Below are 18528 nucleotides of genomic sequence, written 5' to 3' on the forward strand. Positions count from 1 at the left end.
TGTTATTCACTCGATATTGTGGATAACTTAAAAGGATAAGTTGATTTCACGGGTCCAGTTAGCCCTTAAATCAATTACTTCTTCTTCTGTATAAAAGTAGATGGGCTCTGAGTTTCGATTCTCAAGTATGTTAGCTTTGTCCCATTGACCATTCAGATTTTCGTCTACCAGTATACGAAGATGGTATTCGCCGGGTGTAATAAGTGTAAAGGAATATGAACTATTGGCAGGCTGTGTCTCCTCTACAACTTCGTAGTTACTATTCAATAGCTGTATAGTGTAGCGTTCGTATTCAGTAGAAACAGTACCAGTAATTGTACCATTTTCAGATGGTTTTTTGAAATTGAATCTTTGAATTACCCGTTGGCTACTGTCATTTTCAATAGACATAAAACTACCGGCTGATATATACAGTACTAAAGGTTTGAGTGTGTTTAGCAATTCTTCACGCTCATAGGTTTGGGAGACAAATTTTTCTTTACTTATATCGAGTGTATCTGCCAGCTGAGACAAGATGCTATTCATGATGTTGACATCTTCTATTTGCTTCAAACTGTCATTTATTGGTTGTAAGGAAGACATACTTTGTGCTAAAATATTAAAGTAGTTTAGTCTTTGCTCTGCCTCATCTGTTGCTTGCAGGCTGTCCAGATACAAACGATTTTGATTTTGTAATTCAATAAATAAGGTACTATCTCTTTCCTGAAGATAGGAAATTAATGAATCTACCAATTGATTCTTATTGAGCTCCTTCTGTATACTTACTTTGTCAAGACGATCATTCCAATTTAATAGTTCATCGTAATTAAGATCAAGGTAAAAGAGTGTATCGTAGCTTAATAGTATACTGTCTGTGATTACTTTTGCGATAGGTTTACTAAATTCAATATTTGTATTTATATTATTTTTTATATCACTTTTTGATGAAATATTCTGTCTCAGCTGCTCTTTCTCTCTGCGAGTCTCAGTAAACCTAATGTAGAGAGTATCTAAGGTAGTTTGTCCTACAGAATCCTGAACGCTAAGAAAACTTCTCAAGCTATCTTGTTCAATGGTTTTATATAAGCGAATAGTTTTATGGTTATCCTGGAAATTACTGTATACATGTCTTATAGTATCCTTTGGTAATTCCGGATTGAGGGAATCTAAATATTGAAGAGAACTTTCTTCCAAATCATCTTGATCCACAGTAAGCTCGTAGTCCATCAATCCTTTATTAGTTTTGATCTCAAAATATTTTCCATTGGCACGGGCACTTTGAACTTCTATTGGTCTTACGTCTTGGTTAAATAATTGTAAATCTACCGTCTTCCCGTACAAAGTTTTCTGAGGTAGTAAGGTGCTATCTTTTACACCTGTAGATAATGAGTCGGGTGGAATAATAGGGTTAGCATCTTCGGGAAGAAGGGCTATAGGTTCTGCTTTAAATCCGAAAGCTTCAGTATTTGAATCAATTTTCAGGTTATTATTCTTATCGTTATAAGCAAATATCTTATAAGTGCCTACTTTGATATAGCGGATAGCATAATTCCCTTCCTCATCTGTTTTAGTGAGGTACATTGGAGGATCCTCAAATGGAGTTAAAGTATCACCTTCTGGATATAGTGCGACTAATACATCTTCACTAGCTTTGTTAGTGAGCAACTCTGTTACTTTCCCTTGTACCTGAAAAGAATCAATTTGACTCCCGGTGCTAAATGCCATGACGATATTATTAGCAGGGTTCTGCTCAGAAATATCTTTGACCGCATCTCTGAAGTTGAAAGTATAAGTAGTATTTTCCTGTAGATCTTCATTTAATTCTACAACTACCGATTGTCGATTTACATAGAAGTCAAAATCCTCTACAGGTGGATTAATAATAATATCTTGCTTGAGCGATCTTGCTTCTACGTACTCATCAAATTCAAGGTAAACTTCATCGTCATCAAAATTAACTGCTTCCAAAGGAGGATACATATTGACCAATGTAGGAGGAATAGTATCTCTTGGGCCTCCAGTAGGTACTCCTCTTCGTGCACATGAGCCGATAGCAATTAAAGTAATCCAAAAAATACAAAGCCAAATATTTTTTACTTTCATGATTTTCTATTTCCAACTAAAATAAAAAAGTGCCTGTTTTTAACGCTTAAAACAGGCACTTTGTATGTCAAAACACGAATTATCTTATTTACCCAAATATATCATTATTATGGATATGTCGGCTGGAGATACACCACTAATTCTGGAAGCTTGTCCTATAGTAGCCGGCCTGATACGGTTAAGTTTTTCGGTAGCTTCAGCAGATAAAGCTTTTACTTTAGCATAGTCAAAACCCTCAGGTATCCTATAGTTTTCCAGGCTCTCCACTTTCTCAGCATGCGCTCTTTCTTTCTCCAGGTAAGTTTCGTATTTGGTTAATATTTCTACCTGGTCTAATACTTCCTGATTATAAGCAGAAAAATATGCATCCAGCTCACTATCCAGTTTTCTTAATTTTGCTATACCTATTTCTGGCCGCTTAAGTAGTTTCTGGATAGAAATTTTTTCTTTGAGCATGGCGGTATTGAGTTCGCACAGGCCTTCGTTATGCTCTTTGGGTGAAGCTCTGAGATCTTTGATCTCTTCCATTACCCTCTCGATATCTCTGCGTTTGTCGTAGACTTTGGAAAGACGCTCGTCCTCAATCAGACCTAATTTATGGGCTTTCTCACTTAGTCTGAGGTCAGCATTATCTTGTCTTAATAGTAGGCGAAACTCTGCGCGGGAAGTAAACATTCTGTACGGTTCCTCGGTACCTTTATTTACCAGATCATCAATCAAAACTCCGATATAGGCTTCGGAACGTTTTAAAATAAATGCTTCTTTTTCATTTACCTTATTGTGTGCATTGATGCCCGCCATCATACCTTGACAGGCTGCCTCCTCATATCCTGTGGTACCATTGATTTGCCCGGCAAAGAATAGGTTTTGAATCAGCTTGGTTTCTAATGATAAGGTGAGTTGAGTAGGAGGAAAATAGTCGTATTCAATAGCGTAACCAGGTCGAAAGAGTTTAGCTTTTTCAAAACCTGGTATCTGTTGAATTGCTTTGTATTGCACATCTTCCGGCAATGAGGTTGAAAAACCATTGACATAGACTTCTACCGTTTTCCAGCCTTCCGGTTCTACAAAAATTTGATGTCTATCCCTTTCTTTGAATCTGTTAATTTTATCTTCTATGGAAGGACAGTATCTTGGGCCCTGCCCTCTTATCCTACCGTTAAACATTGGAGAACGATCAAAACCTGTTTCCAGAATTTCGTGCACATTAAGATTGGTATAAGTAATATGGCAGCTTCTCTGCACCTCAGGTGGTGTGGTATCTGTAAATGAAAATTTTCCAGGGTCTTCGTCCCCCTTTTGTTCTTCCATTTTTGAGTAGTCGAGCGACCTCCCATCTACTCTGGGAGGGGTTCCGGTTTTCATTCTTCCGGATTCAAAACCTAATTTTTGCAGTTGTTCTGTTATACCTTTAGATGCTCTCTCTCCGGAGCGCCCCCCTCCCATTTGCTTTTCGCCAATATGGATCAAGCCATTAAGAAATGTTCCATTGGTTAACACTACAGACTTAGCTTTAATCTCCAGGCCTATGCTTGTCTTGACGCCTACTACTTTATCTTTTTCTACCAAGATGCCTGTGACCATTTCTTGCCAGAAGTCTAAGTTTGGTATGCCTTCCAAAGCTGTTCTCCACTCTTCACTAAACCTCATTCTGTCGTTTTGTGTGCGTGGGCTCCACATCGCTGGTCCTTTTGAACGGTTAAGCATTCTGAACTGTATCATAGACTTATCCGATACTATTCCTGAATAGCCCCCAAGCGCATCTATTTCTCTTACAATTTGCCCTTTCGCAACTCCTCCCATTGCCGGGTTACAAGACATTTGACCTATCTTGGCCATGTCCATAGTAATGAGTAAAGTTTTTGAGCCCATTTTTGCAGATGCAGCTGCCGCTTCGTTTCCGGCGTGCCCTGCTCCTACTACGATCACATCGTATTCTTGAAACATAGGAAAATAAAATTTAAAAACGTTTCACGTGGAACGTTACTTATCTATGTGGAAATCCTGAAAGTACAAATCTAGGTATTTGTCTTCCATCTTCCTCATGGTACTTTTAGAAAAAGTGTCTTTATCATCATATCCCATTAAGTGTAAAGCACCATGAATAATAACTCTCAACAACTCATGAAAGAAAGTAGTTTGTTCAGACTGTGAATTATCATCAACTCTTTCAATGCTAATAAAAATATCGCCATCTAAAGACAAGGAAAATTCACTATTATCAAAAGTGATAATATCGGTGAAATAGTCATGTTGAAGATAGAGAATATTAATCTGAAGCAAATAAGCATCAGAACAAAAAATGTAATTGAGGTTTTCCAGCGTGTACCCTTCATTCAAAATAGCCTTTTCAATCCAGGGAATAGCAGGAGAAAGAATGGAGTGATTGAAATCTACCTCTTCAGTAAAAAAATGAATCAATACCAGTAATTTACTTTTAGTTGATATAAAATACTAATTCGACAATTTGACCATTGTTAAGGAATTTTACCTCATCACATAAGTGCTTCATTAAGAAGATGCCTCTGCCTCCGGGAGTTTCAATGTTTTCAGGAGACGTGGGGTCAGGAAGGTTTTCAAAATCAAAACCCTCACCTTCATCTTTTACAGTGAAGTGAATAGCATCTTCCTGTAGTGCAAGAGAGAGGCTGACGTTTTTTTTGGCATCACCCTGATTGCCATGCCGAATAGCGTTATGAACTGATTCAGTAACCGCTATCATGATATTTCCATAAATATCATCATTCAAATTAAAGCGTTCTTTGGCATTGTCTATGAAGCTCTCAATCATACGGATGTTTTCAGAAAGAGAGGGGATTTCAATGTTTATGGAGTTCATTCTTTATTTTGAATTATTGTTTAATCGTTGGAAATACTTATTAGCCTCATTTTTATAATACGGATTTAATCGTACAGGGACTGTTTTTAGGAGTTCTATTTCTTGTTTTTTTGCTTTAATATATTCCTCAAAGCTTTCAGATGCTTTGCGTTCATAATCGCTCTTAGCGGTTTCTCCTTTTCGTTCATCATCAAGTTCCTGTTCACGCATGGATTTTTCTACTTCTAACAAACGTGTCATAATTTCTTTCTGACGCTCTATCAGTTCAGAAGTTAACTTTTTGTTGACCAAGTCTGTTTCGGTCTCTTCCATTTTCTTAGAAAGTTCGTCTCCAGCACCTCCACCACCCTCTTCATCTGAATCTTTCATCTCCTGCATCATCTTCCGGATTTTCTCTTGTTCTGCTGCCAATTTAGCAAGTTCTTCAGAAAGTGCCCTTCCGGATTTTCCACTTTTGCGGAGCTGATCAATCTGTTCATTTAGTTGACGCTGTAATTCGCTCATGTTCATATTTTGCTGAGACTGACCTGGTTTTTTCTGAGGATTGCCCATAGCATCAGCCATTTGCTGCTGCATTTGACTGAGTACATCATTAAGTAATAGTGCTAAATTATTCATTGAGGTCATAGTAAACTGCTGCTTACTGATGGCTTTATATTGCTGCCTTTCTTTTAATGCCTCCATGCTTTCTTCCATATATTGATTCATGTCTTTCACTTCACGAGTGATAAAGGACTGAATTTGAAATACCCTTTCGGCAAGGGATAAAAGACTATCTTCAATAATCTGTGCATCATCTCTAATTTTGAGTTGCTCCTGAGATAAATCAATAAAGCGTGGGTCATTTTGTTTTACATCCCGAAAGGACTTCATGATGTCTTCCTGATCGAAAGAAAGCGTAATCAAATTATCTAAGATATTACGTAGGTTATCCATGTTTTCCTGCAACATTTCCATCTCCATGCTCTGCTGCATCTGCTGCATCTTTTGCGCCATTTTTTTCATCTGCTGGGCGCTGTTTTTTTGTGACTGCTGGGCCTTCTTACGTTTCCCTTGATCAAGAGATTCTTTAGCTTTTTGTTGTTCTTCCTGAATTTGCTGCTTCTCCTCAGACATGTCCTGCATTGGGGCAGGGTTTTTCAGGTCCTGGTTAAGTTGCTCGAGTTCATCCATTTCCTTTTGAAATTCATCAAACTCCTCATTGAGCTGTTCTTGCTGCTCGCTCAGTTCCTCTGTACTGTTTTCCTTATTTTCAGACGCTTCACCAAGCTTTTCCTGCTCTTCGGCTTTTTCAGAAAGCTCGTCCTCAAGTTCCTCTAACTTCATGTCGAACTTCATTCTTTTGAACAACTCAAGGCTACGCTCAAGCTCTTCTTCCAGATTTTGTTCCTTATCGCCCAGTTCTCTGAGCTTATTCTGAATTTTATCAAGCTCTGCTTGTTCTTCAAGCATTTTTTGAAGCTCCTCGTATAGTTTCTTCGTTTCTTCATCTAATAGTTCCTCCATCAGATTTTGCAGCTGATTAATTTTTTCCTGCATCTCTTCTGATTGCTGGTTGAACTGCTCACGCTTCATATTGGTGGCTTCGTTCTGCTCTTTTAGCTCCTGCAACTCTTTTTCCAACGCTTGTCTTCTTTTGATAATGTCTTCAAGCTTTTGTTTTTCCTGCCAGGAGAGTTCTTTTTTACCTCTCAGTTTTTTCTCCACATCTTCAATTTCTTTTTTAAGCTGCTCTGCCTGCTGAACAGTCTTGCTGATTTGCGTTTGTGTTTGTTCAGAAGATTTGTTGAGGCTTTCTTTTATAGCCTTGCGATCAGGAATGCTGAATACATATGAAGAAGTTTTAGAGGCCTTATAACCATTGACAGCATCATTATCCCATACCTGCAGGAAATAGCGAATTTTATCACCCGGTTGTAGGTTGAAGCTATCAATTTGCCATTGGTGGTAATAACTTTGGTTGTTTTGCCTGGTGTCTAAACCCAGGTTCAACCTTTGATAATTTCCTTCAGCTTTGTTTCCATCATCTGCTTTTTCAAATTTGTAATAAAGTGCCAATTGGGTGAGACCGTAATCGTCTGATACATTTCCACCTAATACCAAAAACTGATACATGGTAGTATCCTGAAATTGCTCAAGACTTATTTTAGGATGCTGATCAGGGATGACATCCAGGAAATAGCGAATATTCTGTTTGTTAGAGCTGTACTCATTCTTAAGGTCAATTTGATAATGATCCGCTTGAAAAATTTGCTTCTCAAATGAGAATACTTGATCTGCCTCTTCCTCTAGTTTATATGACTCCTCTTGTTCAACAAAAGTGAGGTGCATGCTATCTGAAGCGAGTGCATTAAACTTCCAGGTTACTTCGGTGCCCTCCGGTACTTGCAGGTTTCCAACATTATTCAAGCGCTTATCTTCTTTACCCAAATAATCAGGATAGTTAAGGAAAACACTAAAATCTTTCAGATTAGGCCGTTCCACTACATTGACATTATATTCTTGTGTGCTAAAACCAGCAGCCTCAATAGAAAAGCTGACATCACGTTGAATATTCTGGAAGTTATATTGAAAGATGCCTGCTTCATTAGAAGACATACGAAACTTGCGACCTGCAGTAATAAGATAGACTTTATCAGGCATGGCATCCCCTTCAATGGCTAAATCAACGGAGAAGTCTTCATTTTTAAATGCCAGTAAAGTTTCGGTTTGGAGATGGAAAGTAAAGGGCGCTTCAGGTACAAACTCCTTATTAAAGTTGACCAGACGTTCATTGCTCTCAGAAAATAATTGGGGTATAGAAACGAACAGGAAAAGAACCAATATTGCGGGTATTGCCAGGTATTTGATGTACTTGAGATTATCCTTTAGATTGATGGCTACGGGGAAAGAAACAACAGAAATTTGCTGAGTCTTTTGGGCTATACTTGCACTTAATAAGGTATTATCAACATCAGTATTTCTCTGAAGCTGAAGAACATTCAGAAGTTTATCTTTTACTTCAGGAAAAAAAATACCGATTTGCCTTGCCGCCTCCTCATCGCTTATCTGCCTTCTGTTATTATATACTCGAAGCAAAGGGTCAATCACCCATTTATAGAGTATAAAAATAAATACTGCAATAAAGAGAAAAAAAAGAATTGTTCTTCCTACAGAGTTAAGACGAATAGTATATTCCAGAGAGCTAACAACCAAATAAACAGTAAGTAGTACTGCTCCAAAATATATACTTCCGCGAGCGAGCTTATTGAGATAAAATTTTCTCTTGTAAAGCTTGAGTTGCGTAATGACATTATTGGTGTTCGCTTCTGAGGCCATACTCTTAGAAATGAAAGGTTTAAATGTATAGAACTTATAAAACCGGAGATATAGTTCAAGCTATCTGGATAAAAAAATTACATTAAGAAATATACTCCTTTATTTACAAGTCTTTCAGTTCCAGCACAATCGGACAATGATCTGAGTGCTTTACTTCACTCAAAATAGAAGCTCCCGATAAGCGGTTCTCCATATTTTGAGTAGCCATATGATAGTCAATTCGCCAACCTTTATTTTTCTCACGAGCCCGGGCACGATAACTCCACCAGGAATATTGGTGGGGTGATTCATCAAAGTAACGAAATGTATCGATAAAGCCAGTTTCTAAAAAATTAGTCATCCAATCTCTTTCTTCAGGTAAAAAGCCCGAAGAGTTTTTGTTTCTTACTGGATCGTGAATATCAATAGGGCGATGACAAATATTGTAATCACCACTTATGATGAGATTAGGGTATTGGTTTTTTAGGCTTTGAATATACTGTTCGAAATCGCTTAGCCACTTCATTTTAAAATCCTGGCGAATGTCTCCGCTCGAACCAGATGGCATATAGACACTCATTACTGAAAAATCAGCATAATCTGCTCTAAGTACTCTACCTTCGGCATCATAAGTATCCATACTACAACCATATTCTACCTGCAGAGGTTTGGTTTTACTTAAAATCCCTACTCCACTATAACCTTTTTTGATAGCAGGCATCCAATAGGTATGGTAGCCTAAATTTTCAAAATCCTTAATATTAATTTGTCCCGATTGTGCTTTAATTTCCTGAAGACAAATGATATCAGCATTATCCTCTTCAATCCATTCAACGAAACCTTTTGCGACAGCTGCACGAATTCCATTGACGTTATAAGAAACAATTCTCATGTATTATATTTCTATACCAAGTTCTTGATTAAAGTAATCAATAATATGCATTTTCAGAAGTTTTTCTTGCTCAAGTAAATCAAAATGAGGAAGCTTTTTGATTAATTTCCAGTGGGGCCAGCCCTGTTGATCAACCCCCTCTAACTGATAGAAGCCGGAAAGAGAAAGCACTTTACAAATGGCAATGTGCATCAGATCCTGTTTTTCTTCTTTTGAAAAATGCTGGAAGCCTTTGCCCAGCTCTTGGACTCCGATAAGGAAAAGAACACCATTGAGGTCTTTAGGTTTTTTTCCAAGCATCTCCTCTACCCTATTAAGAAGCCTATGCCATTTCCGCTCCAGTTCTAAATCCTTTTTGTACATAAAATTTTGTTCACCATTATTAAGAAATGTTACTCTTGTAATACCCAATTATAAAGTAAGGAAGGATACAGAAAAGTAAATGATATCTTCAGTAAAATTTTATACGTACTTAAGATGTTCAATGATTTTATTTCATTGTTATTTCCCCATTGTTGTGTAGTAAGCAAGCTGCCTTTAGCCAAAGGTGAGCAGTATATTTCCACTTCATTTGCCAATGCTCTCCCCAAATACGATCTACATCATACAAATGTGAACTTGGAAAGGAAATTTTCAGGCCTCGTTGATATAAAGTATGTATTAGTGTATTATAAATTCAGCAAAAAAAGCGGAGTCCAAAAAATACTCCATCACCTTAAATATAGAAACCTTCCTGAGATAGGAATACTTACAGGGAAATGGTTTGGGCATTCTTTAAGAGCAGCAGGATACCAAGACAAATTTGATCTGATAATTCCCGTTCCATTACATAAATCAAAACAAAGAAAAAGAGGCTACAATCAAGCTGACTATATTGCCAAGGGAATAGCAGAAGTTCTAGAAATAGACTGGTCAGAAAATATTCTTCAGAGGAAAGTAAATACCCAGACTCAAACGAAGAAAAGCCGGGCTGAGCGCTTCAGTAATACGGAGAATATTTATGCAATTCAGAATCAAGCTTTTATAAAAGAGAAGAGGATTTTGATTATAGATGATGTGATTACCACCGGTGCTACTGTAGGACAATGTGCTGACTTAGTATTGAAAGAAGGCGGTAAAGAGGTAAGTGTAGCTGCACTTGCAGCAGCAGAATAAAAAAGACTTGACAAAACTGCCAAGCCTTCAAAATCAATTTACCTAATTTTCTTAGTAATTTGTTCCAGCCCTGATCATTGCACAGCGAAAACCAATCGTAGCAGTAGCGGAATCTTGCTCAATATAGCGGCGAGTACCAGGTGATAGCCAGTAAGCTACATCAGCCCAGGAACCTCCTTTATATACTCTTAGCTCATTAGTGATTAGTGAATTATAATCTCCAGCGTAATTAGGATATTCTTCATTATCATATTTTTCTTCAGGGTCAAGTGTACCATCACGACGAATAGGGTTCAGGTCACTAAAGTCTTGGAAAGAAAGAGGACGATACACATCAATTACCCATTCATTCACATTGCCAGCCATATTGTACAATCCAAAATCATTGGGAGGATATTCGTAAATATAGTCAGTGATCATCGCGCCATCATTAAGCTTACCTGCAATACCAGCATAGTCACCGCGGCCTCGCTTAAAGTTAGCCAGGAAATAACCCATTTCTTTGCCATAAGGATTACGGGTAGCATGCCCATCCCAAGGATAAATACGTTGGTTGGTATGGTTTTCATCAAGATATTGAGTACCGATCAGGGCTTTGGCCGCATATTCCCATTCAGCCTCAGTAGGTAAACGGAAATCAGGAAGTACAACGCCTGTTTCAAGGGGGACTCGGCTTCCTTCAGGCACGTTAAGATCTACGCCAGCTTCCTCAACCAGCTTTTCATTAACTACTGCAGTTCTCCATTTGCAGTAATCGTTAGCTTGTCTCCAACTCACTCCTACAACAGGAAAATAGCGGAAACCGGGGTATCTGAGATAATGTTCTACATAAGGGTCATTGTAAGCAAGGTCTCTACGCCATACCGTAGTATCTGGCAGAGAAGAATTGTAAAATTCAGTAGTAGAATCTTGCTTGATATCAAACAAGTATTCAAGCCAGTGAATATTGGCAATTTCTGTCTGATCCATGTAGAATGAGGCTACAGTAACTGTCCTTTCAAGATTATCACGAGTTCCCATCAGGTCTTCTTCAAAAGAACCCATTACAAATCTTCCACCCTCAATATACACCATATTAGGAGCTTCAGGCTGACCTCTATACTCATCCAGTGTAAAATTACCCTCAACATTATATTCAATGCCTGTTGCCGAGCTTGATTGCCCGGGATTTACACTGGTGGGGTGGGTTTTGCTGCAGGCTGATAAAATAGCAGCCCCACAGCATACAAGAGATGCGTTTTTGACCAGTTTCCAAGTTTTCTTCATAACACCTGTTTATTAATATTCTAAGTTTTATAGCTCTTCAGCCTATTATTCACATAACTAAATAAAGAAATTGCAATTAATAATTCAGCCACTAAATTGTGAACAAAAAAAATATTTTAACAGCAATTAGACACACAAATTTAATGTATGTAAGTAAAAATATAAAATAAGCAAGAAACACACCACTTTTACAGACTACAAACTTAACGTGTATATTGCCTTGCAAAGTATATAATAAAGCGAAAATTTTATAATCCTAAAGCATAGCATCAAGTACATCTATAGCTTTATAAGTGTTTTCAACCTTCTGAATAACCAAAATAAGCCTTTTTTTAGTTTCTTTAAGTCGACAAGACTTAGAACGTTGCTGAACAAATTGTAATATTTTACCGAAAGTTTCAGAATTAAAGTATTCTTGGTTCTCAGATGTGGCAAAGTAACACTTTAAGGAGTCACTCTTTAGGGTGAGCTTTTCAAACCCCAGCTTTTCAGCTTTCCATCTTAAACGAACGGTGGAAATCAGCTCTTGTACTTGTTCCGGAATTGGGCCAAAACGATCTTCAAGCATTAGTTGAAAGGCTTTTAGTTCATCTTCATGTTTGAGATTATCTAACTTAGCATATAAACTCAGCCTTTCTGTGGTGCTGCTTACGTACTCTTCCGGGATAAGAATTTCTAAATCTGTTTCAATTGTGCAGTCTTGTACCAAAGGTTTAACATATTCACTTAACTCTTTGGTAAATAAATCTTTAAAGTCAGTTTCCTTGAGCTCTTGAACAGTTTCATCTAGAATTTTATGATACATATCAAAACCAAGATCGGAAATGAAGCCACTTTGTTCCGCACCTAATAAGTTTCCTGCTCCGCGAATGTCCAGATCTCTCATAGCTACTTTAAAACCATCTCCCAATTCTGAGAATTCCTCCAATGTACTAAGGCGCTTGCGTGCATCGGCAGTAAGACCAATCGTAGGGGGAGCTAGTAGATAACAGAAAGCTTTTCGGTTTGAGCGCCCTACCCTACCGCGCATTTGGTGTAAGTCAGAAAGCCCAAACATATGAGCATTATTGATAAGAATGGTATTGGCATTAGAAATATCTAAACCAGACTCAATGATATTTGTGCATACTAAAACATCATATTCACCTTCAATAAATTTGAGCATTGTTTTCTCAAGTCTGGAACCATCCATTTGGCCATGAGCAACTGCTACTCTGGCGTCAGGGACAAGACGGAGAATAATATTAGCAACTTCTTCTATGTTTTGTACACGATTATGTACAAAGAAAACCTGCCCCCCTCTTTTGAGTTCATAACTCACGGCATCACGGATCAACACTTCGTTAAAGGTGTGTATTTCAGTAGTGACAGGTCGACGGTTAGGCGGTGGCGTTGAAATGATACTTAGGTCACGTGCGCCCATCAGTGAAAAATGCAATGTACGGGGAATAGGCGTAGCTGTTAAAGTAAGTGCATCTACATTTACCCTAAGTTCTTTCAGGCGTTCCTTTACTTTTACCCCAAACTTTTGTTCCTCATCAATGATCATCAAACCTAAGTCCTTAAACACCACGTCTTTGTTGACAATTCGGTGGGTGCCAATTAGTATATCCACTTTACCCTCATGCACCTTTTTAAGAATTTCCTTAATGTTTCTAGTGGATTTAAAACGATTGATATATTCAACAGTGATGGGAAAGTTGGCAAGCCTATCTTTGAATGTTTGGTAATGTTGCATTGCCAGAATAGTTGTGGGCACTAATACCGCTACCTGCTTACCTTCATTAACCGCTTTGAAAGCTGCTCTGATGGCTACCTCCGTTTTACCAAAACCTACATCACCACATACCAGCCTATCCATAGGAAAGGGTTGGAGCATATCAGATTTCACATCTTCTGTCGCCTTGGCCTGGTCAGGTGTGTCTTCATACATAAAAGAAGATTCCAATTCAGCCTGAAGGAAATCATCTCTTTTGAATGCATAGCCGGGGGATGCTTTTCGTTTTGCATACAGGCTAATGAGGTCCTTGGCTATGTCTTTGACCTTTTTTTTGGCTTTTTTCTTTTTATTATCCCAGTCGGGTGAACCCAGCTTACTTATGGTAGGGGGGGCACTTTCCTGACCGCTGTATTTGGATATTTTATGCAGAGAGTGAATACTGACATACAGAAGATCGTTATCCCGGTAAACCAAACGTACTGCTTCCTGTTCTCTACCTCCAACATCCACTTTCTCCAAGCCGGCGAAGCGGCCAATGCCATGATCGATATGAACGACATAGTCACCAGTATTGAGAGCACGTAACTCTTTTAATGTCAGTGCTTTGGATTTAGCATGAGCGGTGCGGGTTTTATACCGATGAAAACGGTCAAACAGTTGATGATCAGTATAACAGCTCAGCTGAAGTGTTTTGTCGATAAACCCTTGTCGAAGCGATACAAATAAAGGATCAAAATGTACTGTAGAATCCAGCTCTTCAAAAATAGTGGTCAGGCGCTCGATCTGATGTTCTGAATCAGAAGAAATAAAAATCTGCAAACTTTTTTCGTGTAGCGACCTCAGGTTTTCTACAAGCAGTTCGAAATTCTTATTAAATGAAGGTTGTGGTTCACTCTCAAACTGAAAAATCTGATCAGTACGGCTATAAAACCGGTTTCCAAATTCTATTTTACAATACTTGTTGATGCTACTTATAAAGCTATCGGAGGTTTCGAAGAGAACTTCTGGTTTTGAAATGACTTGCGTATTGCCAGAGGCGCTGACTATTTTGTCAAAATTTTCTTCGGCATTGTCAAAAAACCTGGCAATGGTATCAGTAGTTTGCTCAAAATCTTTGAACCAAATTTTTGTGTTCTCGCTAGGCAGAAAATCAATAAAAGCTTGCCTTTCTTCCTGTAATAATTTTGTCTGCACATTAGGAATAATACTAAGGCGCTCTACCTTATCCTGAGAAAGCTGGTTTTCAACATCGAAAACACGTATACTCTCTACTTCATTCCCGAAAAGCTCCAGACGATAGGGCATTTCATGGGCGTAAGAAAAAATATCTACGATTCCTCCCCGTATTGCAAACTGACCGGCTTCATATACAAACTCAGCTTTCTCAAAATCGTAAGAAATTAAGAGCTCACTTAAGAACTGAGTGTCTAACTTATCCCCTGCTTTGACAGCGAAAGTATTTTGCTGAAAAGATTTCTTATTAATCACTTTTTCGGCCAGAGCATCAGGGTAAGTAACAATTAACTCACCCTTGTTGAGCGGGTTGTTAATACGGTTAAGAATTTCTGCCCGCATAAGTACGTTAGCGTTTTCAGTTTCTTCCAGCTGATAAGGCTTTTTGTAAGAAGAGGGAAAAAGCAGGACTTCTTGTGTTTGGTTCAGATTTTGTAAATCATTGTGAAAGTAAGCAGCTTCTTCTTTATCGCTTACAACAAATACATGGTTCTGAGCGTGTATCTGGTATAATGCGGAAGCTAAAACAGCATCTAGACTACCTACTAATCCTTTGATTTGAATAAAGCCCCCGGCGTTGTTTTTTATCTGGGTAGCAAGGGTATGAATAAGACTGTCGGAAGAGTAAAGTTCAATAAAACGCTGAATCTGCACACCAAAATTTATTAGATGAAATAATACTCAAAATTAGGTAAATTACGGAATTGCCCTTTATTAATTTTAAATATATCAAAACTACCTCACAGCAATTATGTTTCACAGTTAACAACGTCTTAGATATAATTTGATATGCAAAAGCAGAATAAAAATAATACTGAGGAGAAAAGAGGGGATAGTACGATGGCCCGACTGGAGAAAATCCATCCTCACAAAATGCTGCTTTATTTAGCCATTTTTGGAAGTAGTTTGGTATTTCTCTTCATGATAACTGCATATACCTTCAGCCAACCGGAAGAAGATTCTATTAACTTCATTATGCCCAAATCATTCGTAGTGAGTTTGGTATTGCTCTTACTTTCAAGTTTCGCTATCTCAAAGGCTTTGCCTGCATTTAAAAAAGACAAGATCAAAGAAGTAAAAAGGTCGGTAGAAATCGCGCTCTTCTTAGGTCTTGCATTTACCATCAGCCAGTACGTAGGCTGGTACGAATTAAACAAATCAGGTATAAGTCTGACAGGCAAAGATTCAGGAGCATATCTTTATATTATCTCAGGTCTTCATATTCTACATTTAGCCGGAGGCTTAGTTTTTTTGACTCTGGCATATACTAAAATAAGCAGTATTTATCGTGATCCGGTAAAAACACTGATTTTGGTAACTAACCCTTACCAGCGTGTCCGTTTGGAAATGCTGGTTACATACTGGCATTTTATAGACGCGCTTTGGGTAGCCTTGTTTTTCTATTTCTTATTCAGCTTTTGATATTTCGATATATTTTGAGCGAGTCATTACCGATAAAGTGCGTTTCATCAGGTGACTGTGATTCAATGACAGGGGCTGGTATTCCCTTACAAAAGCTTTGGGGAGAGGTAAAAACTCTAGCTTCGTCCCACAAATTATGTTGTATTAGAAAGTGAAGTAGTCGAGAACCTCCTTCTACTATTAGGGATTGAATATTTCTCTGCCAAAGGTCTTTGAGCAGGCGTGAAAAAAAATCAAGCTGATTTTTAGGCTCGGCAATTTGTATCCACCGGAGTTCATTTTGAGCTTGGTCAATGTGTAGGTTATAGCATAAAGTAGGTTGAGCATCATCAAATAAACGGAGCTTTTTATCTAACTTTAACTCCTTATCTATCACAATGCGGACAGGATTTCTACCTGACCACATCCGCACATTTAATTTAGGATTATCATAATGAGCAGTATTGGTCGCTACCATTATAGCATCTTCTTCGCTCCGCCATTTGTGAACTAGTCTGCGGGAAAGCACATTACTTATCCATTTAGAGTCATAATTCTCTCGTGCTATAAACCCGTCTTTTGTTTCTGCCCACTTCAGGATAATATAAGGACGCCTGTTTGAGTAAAAATTGAGGTATCTTCGGTTGAGAAAAACCTCTTTTTTGGGAAGAAAATTGTCATGCCAGATAATAGAGGGAAGTTGTTGTTGAATGGAGTGATGAATGGGGCCGGCACTATAAATATGACTGATACCTAGTTTGGGCAAGGTTTTGATGAGGCCAGGCCCGACAGCGTAAAGCGAATTTATATATAGACTGTGTTGATTTATTGTACTATGGGCAATACCAAGAGATGAAAGCGTGGATAAAAGTGGCTTGTGGGGTAACCAGCCTTCCGCTATTATTTTGGATTGCGCAGAGGTAAGTACCCATCCCAATAGTGGCTTGGGTGATACCCTGCCAAGGCCATATAAGGCAAGTTGCAGAGTACGATTTAAAAGGTCAATTTTGTGAGGCATTTCACTGCCAATATATCAATTAATACCTATGAAAGAAAAGCTGTATAGCGCCCGTGATTTGTATCAATCCATTATCCGCCAAATACATCAACATAAAAATGAAACCTATACAATAGAAGAAAGTAGATATATGGCGCTAATGTTAATAGAGCATTACCTCCATTATCAGAGAAATGATATTTTGGTAGATCGCCAGATACAACTAAATAGTCATCAGAAAGACCAATTAGAAAAAGCAGTTGCACGTATTTGTAATGATGAGCCTATTCAATATGTTATCGGAGAGACTTTTTTTTACGGCAGATCATTTTATGTTACTCCCGCCGCATTGATCCCCCGCAGAGAAACTGAAGAATTAACGGATATTGTGGTTAAGGAGAATCTTCAGGAGGGATTGAAAGTGTTGGATATTGGAACGGGCAGCGGGTGTATTGCTATTACTTTAAGTAAAGAGCTTAACAGCGCCAAAGTCCATGCATTAGATGCTAGTCAGGAAGCATTGGCTGTGGCAAAGGCGAATGCACAGCGTCATCAGGCAGAAATTTTATGGTATTTGGAAGATATTTTAGATCCAACAAATAACTTTAATTCATATGACCTCGTCGTAAGTAACCCTCCTTATGTGAGAAGAAGTGAAATCCAGGCCATGAAAAAAAATGTCTTGGATTTTGAGCCACACAAGGCTTTGTTTGTTAGTGATGAAGATCCCCTTCTCTTTTATAGGCAAATTGCAAGCTTATGCTCACGACAGAAATTACTTAGAAATAAGGGAAGACTCTACTTTGAAATTAATGAAGCATATGGAATGAAAGTTGCAGAACTACTTGAAGAATACGGGTTTACAGATGTTTTGCTTAGAAAAGATATGCAGCAGAAAGATAGGTTTATTTCTGCAAAGCTTACTTTTTAAAAAATAGTCCTTTAGCTTTGTGCTTGCAAATGAGCCAATAGCTTTTTCATACGAAATTTTTACATTATTTTTACTTAATATTTAATTTAGAAGATATTGAACCATATTTATCCGATTTTTGATACAATTCTGCAAAAAAGAGATAAGGAAGAATTACTTCAGCAGAAAGGAAAAGTAATATGGATGGTGGGGCTGTCCGGATCAGGTAAAAGTACATTAGCTAAAGCTGCAGAAAACACATTGCATCAGCAAAAGAAGCTCACTATGCTTTTGGATGGTGATAATCTTCGTACCGGAGTAAACAATAATTTGGGCTTTAGTGAAGAAGAAAGACGCGAAAATATAAGAAGAGCGGCAGAAGTTTCTAAGCTCTTTGCCCAATGTGGAGTGATTACGATCTGCTCATTAATTAGCCCTACGCATAGCATTAGGGAAATGGCGAAGGAAATTATCGGAGAGGAAAGTTATTTCGAGGTATATATAGATTGCCCTTTGGAAGTTTGTGAACAAAGGGATGTAAAAGGCTTATACGCAAAAGCAAGAGAAGGTATTATTAAAGACTTCACAGGGATCAGCTCTCCTTTTGAACCACCCCAACAACCTGATTTACGTTTAAAAACAGGAGAAAAAAGTATAGAAGAATGTCATCAGGTGTTAGTTGACAAAATATTAGAAGTCACATCATTATCAGTTTAAAATCAGGAATTTAACATAT

14 protein-coding genes are annotated in these 18528 nt (G+C 38.1%); 4 read left to right on the top strand and 10 right to left on the bottom strand.

All coding sequences use genetic code 11. The features are described 5' to 3' along the window. Window positions 1-27: 27 nt before the first annotated feature. The 7 genes from OKW21_RS28185 to OKW21_RS28215 form a co-directional block, all read right to left on the bottom strand. Window positions 28-2082 carry an Ig-like domain-containing domain gene (locus OKW21_RS28185; protein WP_277486293.1) on the bottom strand — a complete coding sequence of 685 codons (2055 nt, stop codon included), beginning with the start codon at window positions 2080-2082 and terminating at the stop codon, window positions 28-30. Window positions 2083-2166: 84 nt separating this feature from the next. After that, the gene (gene mnmG, locus OKW21_RS28190) at window positions 2167-4029 is read right to left on the bottom strand and encodes a tRNA uridine-5-carboxymethylaminomethyl(34) synthesis enzyme MnmG (protein ID WP_277486295.1); all 1863 of its coding nucleotides are present in this window, start codon (window positions 4027-4029) and stop codon (window positions 2167-2169) included. A gap of 36 nt (window positions 4030-4065) precedes the next feature. Next, window positions 4066-4503, bottom strand: a complete 438-nt coding sequence (gene ybeY / locus OKW21_RS28195) for an rRNA maturation RNase YbeY (RefSeq protein ID WP_277486297.1) — start codon at window positions 4501-4503, stop codon at window positions 4066-4068. A 16-nt stretch (window positions 4504-4519) separates the two neighbouring features. Beyond that, the gene (locus OKW21_RS28200) at window positions 4520-4921 is read right to left on the bottom strand and encodes an ATP-binding protein (RefSeq protein WP_277486300.1); all 402 of its coding nucleotides are present in this window, start codon (window positions 4919-4921) and stop codon (window positions 4520-4522) included. Window positions 4922-4924: 3 nt separating this feature from the next. Then, complete coding sequence (locus OKW21_RS28205) at window positions 4925-8239, bottom strand: DUF4175 family protein (protein WP_277486303.1); 3315 nt, start codon at window positions 8237-8239, stop codon at window positions 4925-4927. Window positions 8240-8342: 103 nt separating this feature from the next. Further along, entirely contained in the window at window positions 8343-9110 is a 768-nt protein-coding gene (locus OKW21_RS28210; protein WP_277486306.1) for an exodeoxyribonuclease III, read from the bottom strand. 3 nt (window positions 9111-9113) lie between these two features. Beyond that, complete coding sequence (locus tag OKW21_RS28215; RefSeq protein ID WP_277486307.1) at window positions 9114-9473, bottom strand: hypothetical protein; 360 nt, start codon at window positions 9471-9473, stop codon at window positions 9114-9116. Between the two features lie 114 nt (window positions 9474-9587). On the opposite strand from OKW21_RS28215, the gene OKW21_RS28220 reads away from it, so the two are divergent. Next, window positions 9588-10265: a ComF family protein gene (locus OKW21_RS28220; protein ID WP_277486309.1), complete on the top strand. Its 678-nt coding sequence runs from the start codon at window positions 9588-9590 to the stop codon at window positions 10263-10265. 51 nt (window positions 10266-10316) lie between these two features. Here the strand turns inward: OKW21_RS28220 and gldJ are convergent, their stop codons facing one another. After that, window positions 10317-11531, bottom strand: a complete 1215-nt coding sequence (gene gldJ, locus OKW21_RS28225; RefSeq protein WP_277486312.1) for a gliding motility lipoprotein GldJ — start codon at window positions 11529-11531, stop codon at window positions 10317-10319. Window positions 11532-11787: 256 nt separating this feature from the next. After that, on the bottom strand, window positions 11788-15138 hold the full coding sequence (mfd, locus tag OKW21_RS28230; RefSeq protein ID WP_277486314.1) for a transcription-repair coupling factor: 3351 nt from the start codon (window positions 15136-15138) through the stop codon (window positions 11788-11790). Window positions 15139-15273: 135 nt separating this feature from the next. Between mfd and OKW21_RS28235 the strand changes: the two genes are divergently transcribed. Beyond that, window positions 15274-15906 (top strand): cytochrome c oxidase subunit 3, encoded by a 633-nt coding sequence (locus OKW21_RS28235; RefSeq protein ID WP_277486315.1) that lies wholly within the window; start codon window positions 15274-15276, stop codon window positions 15904-15906. On the opposite strand, the gene OKW21_RS28240 is transcribed toward OKW21_RS28235, so the two are convergent. Next, complete coding sequence (locus OKW21_RS28240) at window positions 15896-16903, bottom strand: bifunctional diaminohydroxyphosphoribosylaminopyrimidine deaminase/5-amino-6-(5-phosphoribosylamino)uracil reductase (RefSeq protein ID WP_277486317.1); 1008 nt, start codon at window positions 16901-16903, stop codon at window positions 15896-15898. The two genes, OKW21_RS28235 and OKW21_RS28240, sit on opposite strands and share 11 nt — an antisense overlap. A 28-nt stretch (window positions 16904-16931) precedes the next feature. Here OKW21_RS28240 and prmC point away from each other — a divergent pair, with 28 nt between their 5' ends. Together prmC and cysC are read left to right on the top strand one after the other, a co-directional pair. Continuing rightward, window positions 16932-17813 carry a peptide chain release factor N(5)-glutamine methyltransferase gene (gene prmC, locus OKW21_RS28245; protein ID WP_277486320.1) on the top strand — a complete coding sequence of 294 codons (882 nt, stop codon included), beginning with the start codon at window positions 16932-16934 and terminating at the stop codon, window positions 17811-17813. A 96-nt stretch (window positions 17814-17909) separates the two neighbouring features. Beyond that, window positions 17910-18509 carry an adenylyl-sulfate kinase gene (gene cysC / locus OKW21_RS28250; protein WP_277486321.1) on the top strand — a complete coding sequence of 200 codons (600 nt, stop codon included), beginning with the start codon at window positions 17910-17912 and terminating at the stop codon, window positions 18507-18509. The last annotated feature ends 19 nt before the right edge of the window (window positions 18510-18528 follow it).

Source organism: Catalinimonas alkaloidigena, assembly GCF_029504655.1.
Classification (GTDB): domain Bacteria; phylum Bacteroidota; class Bacteroidia; order Cytophagales; family Cyclobacteriaceae; genus Catalinimonas; species Catalinimonas alkaloidigena.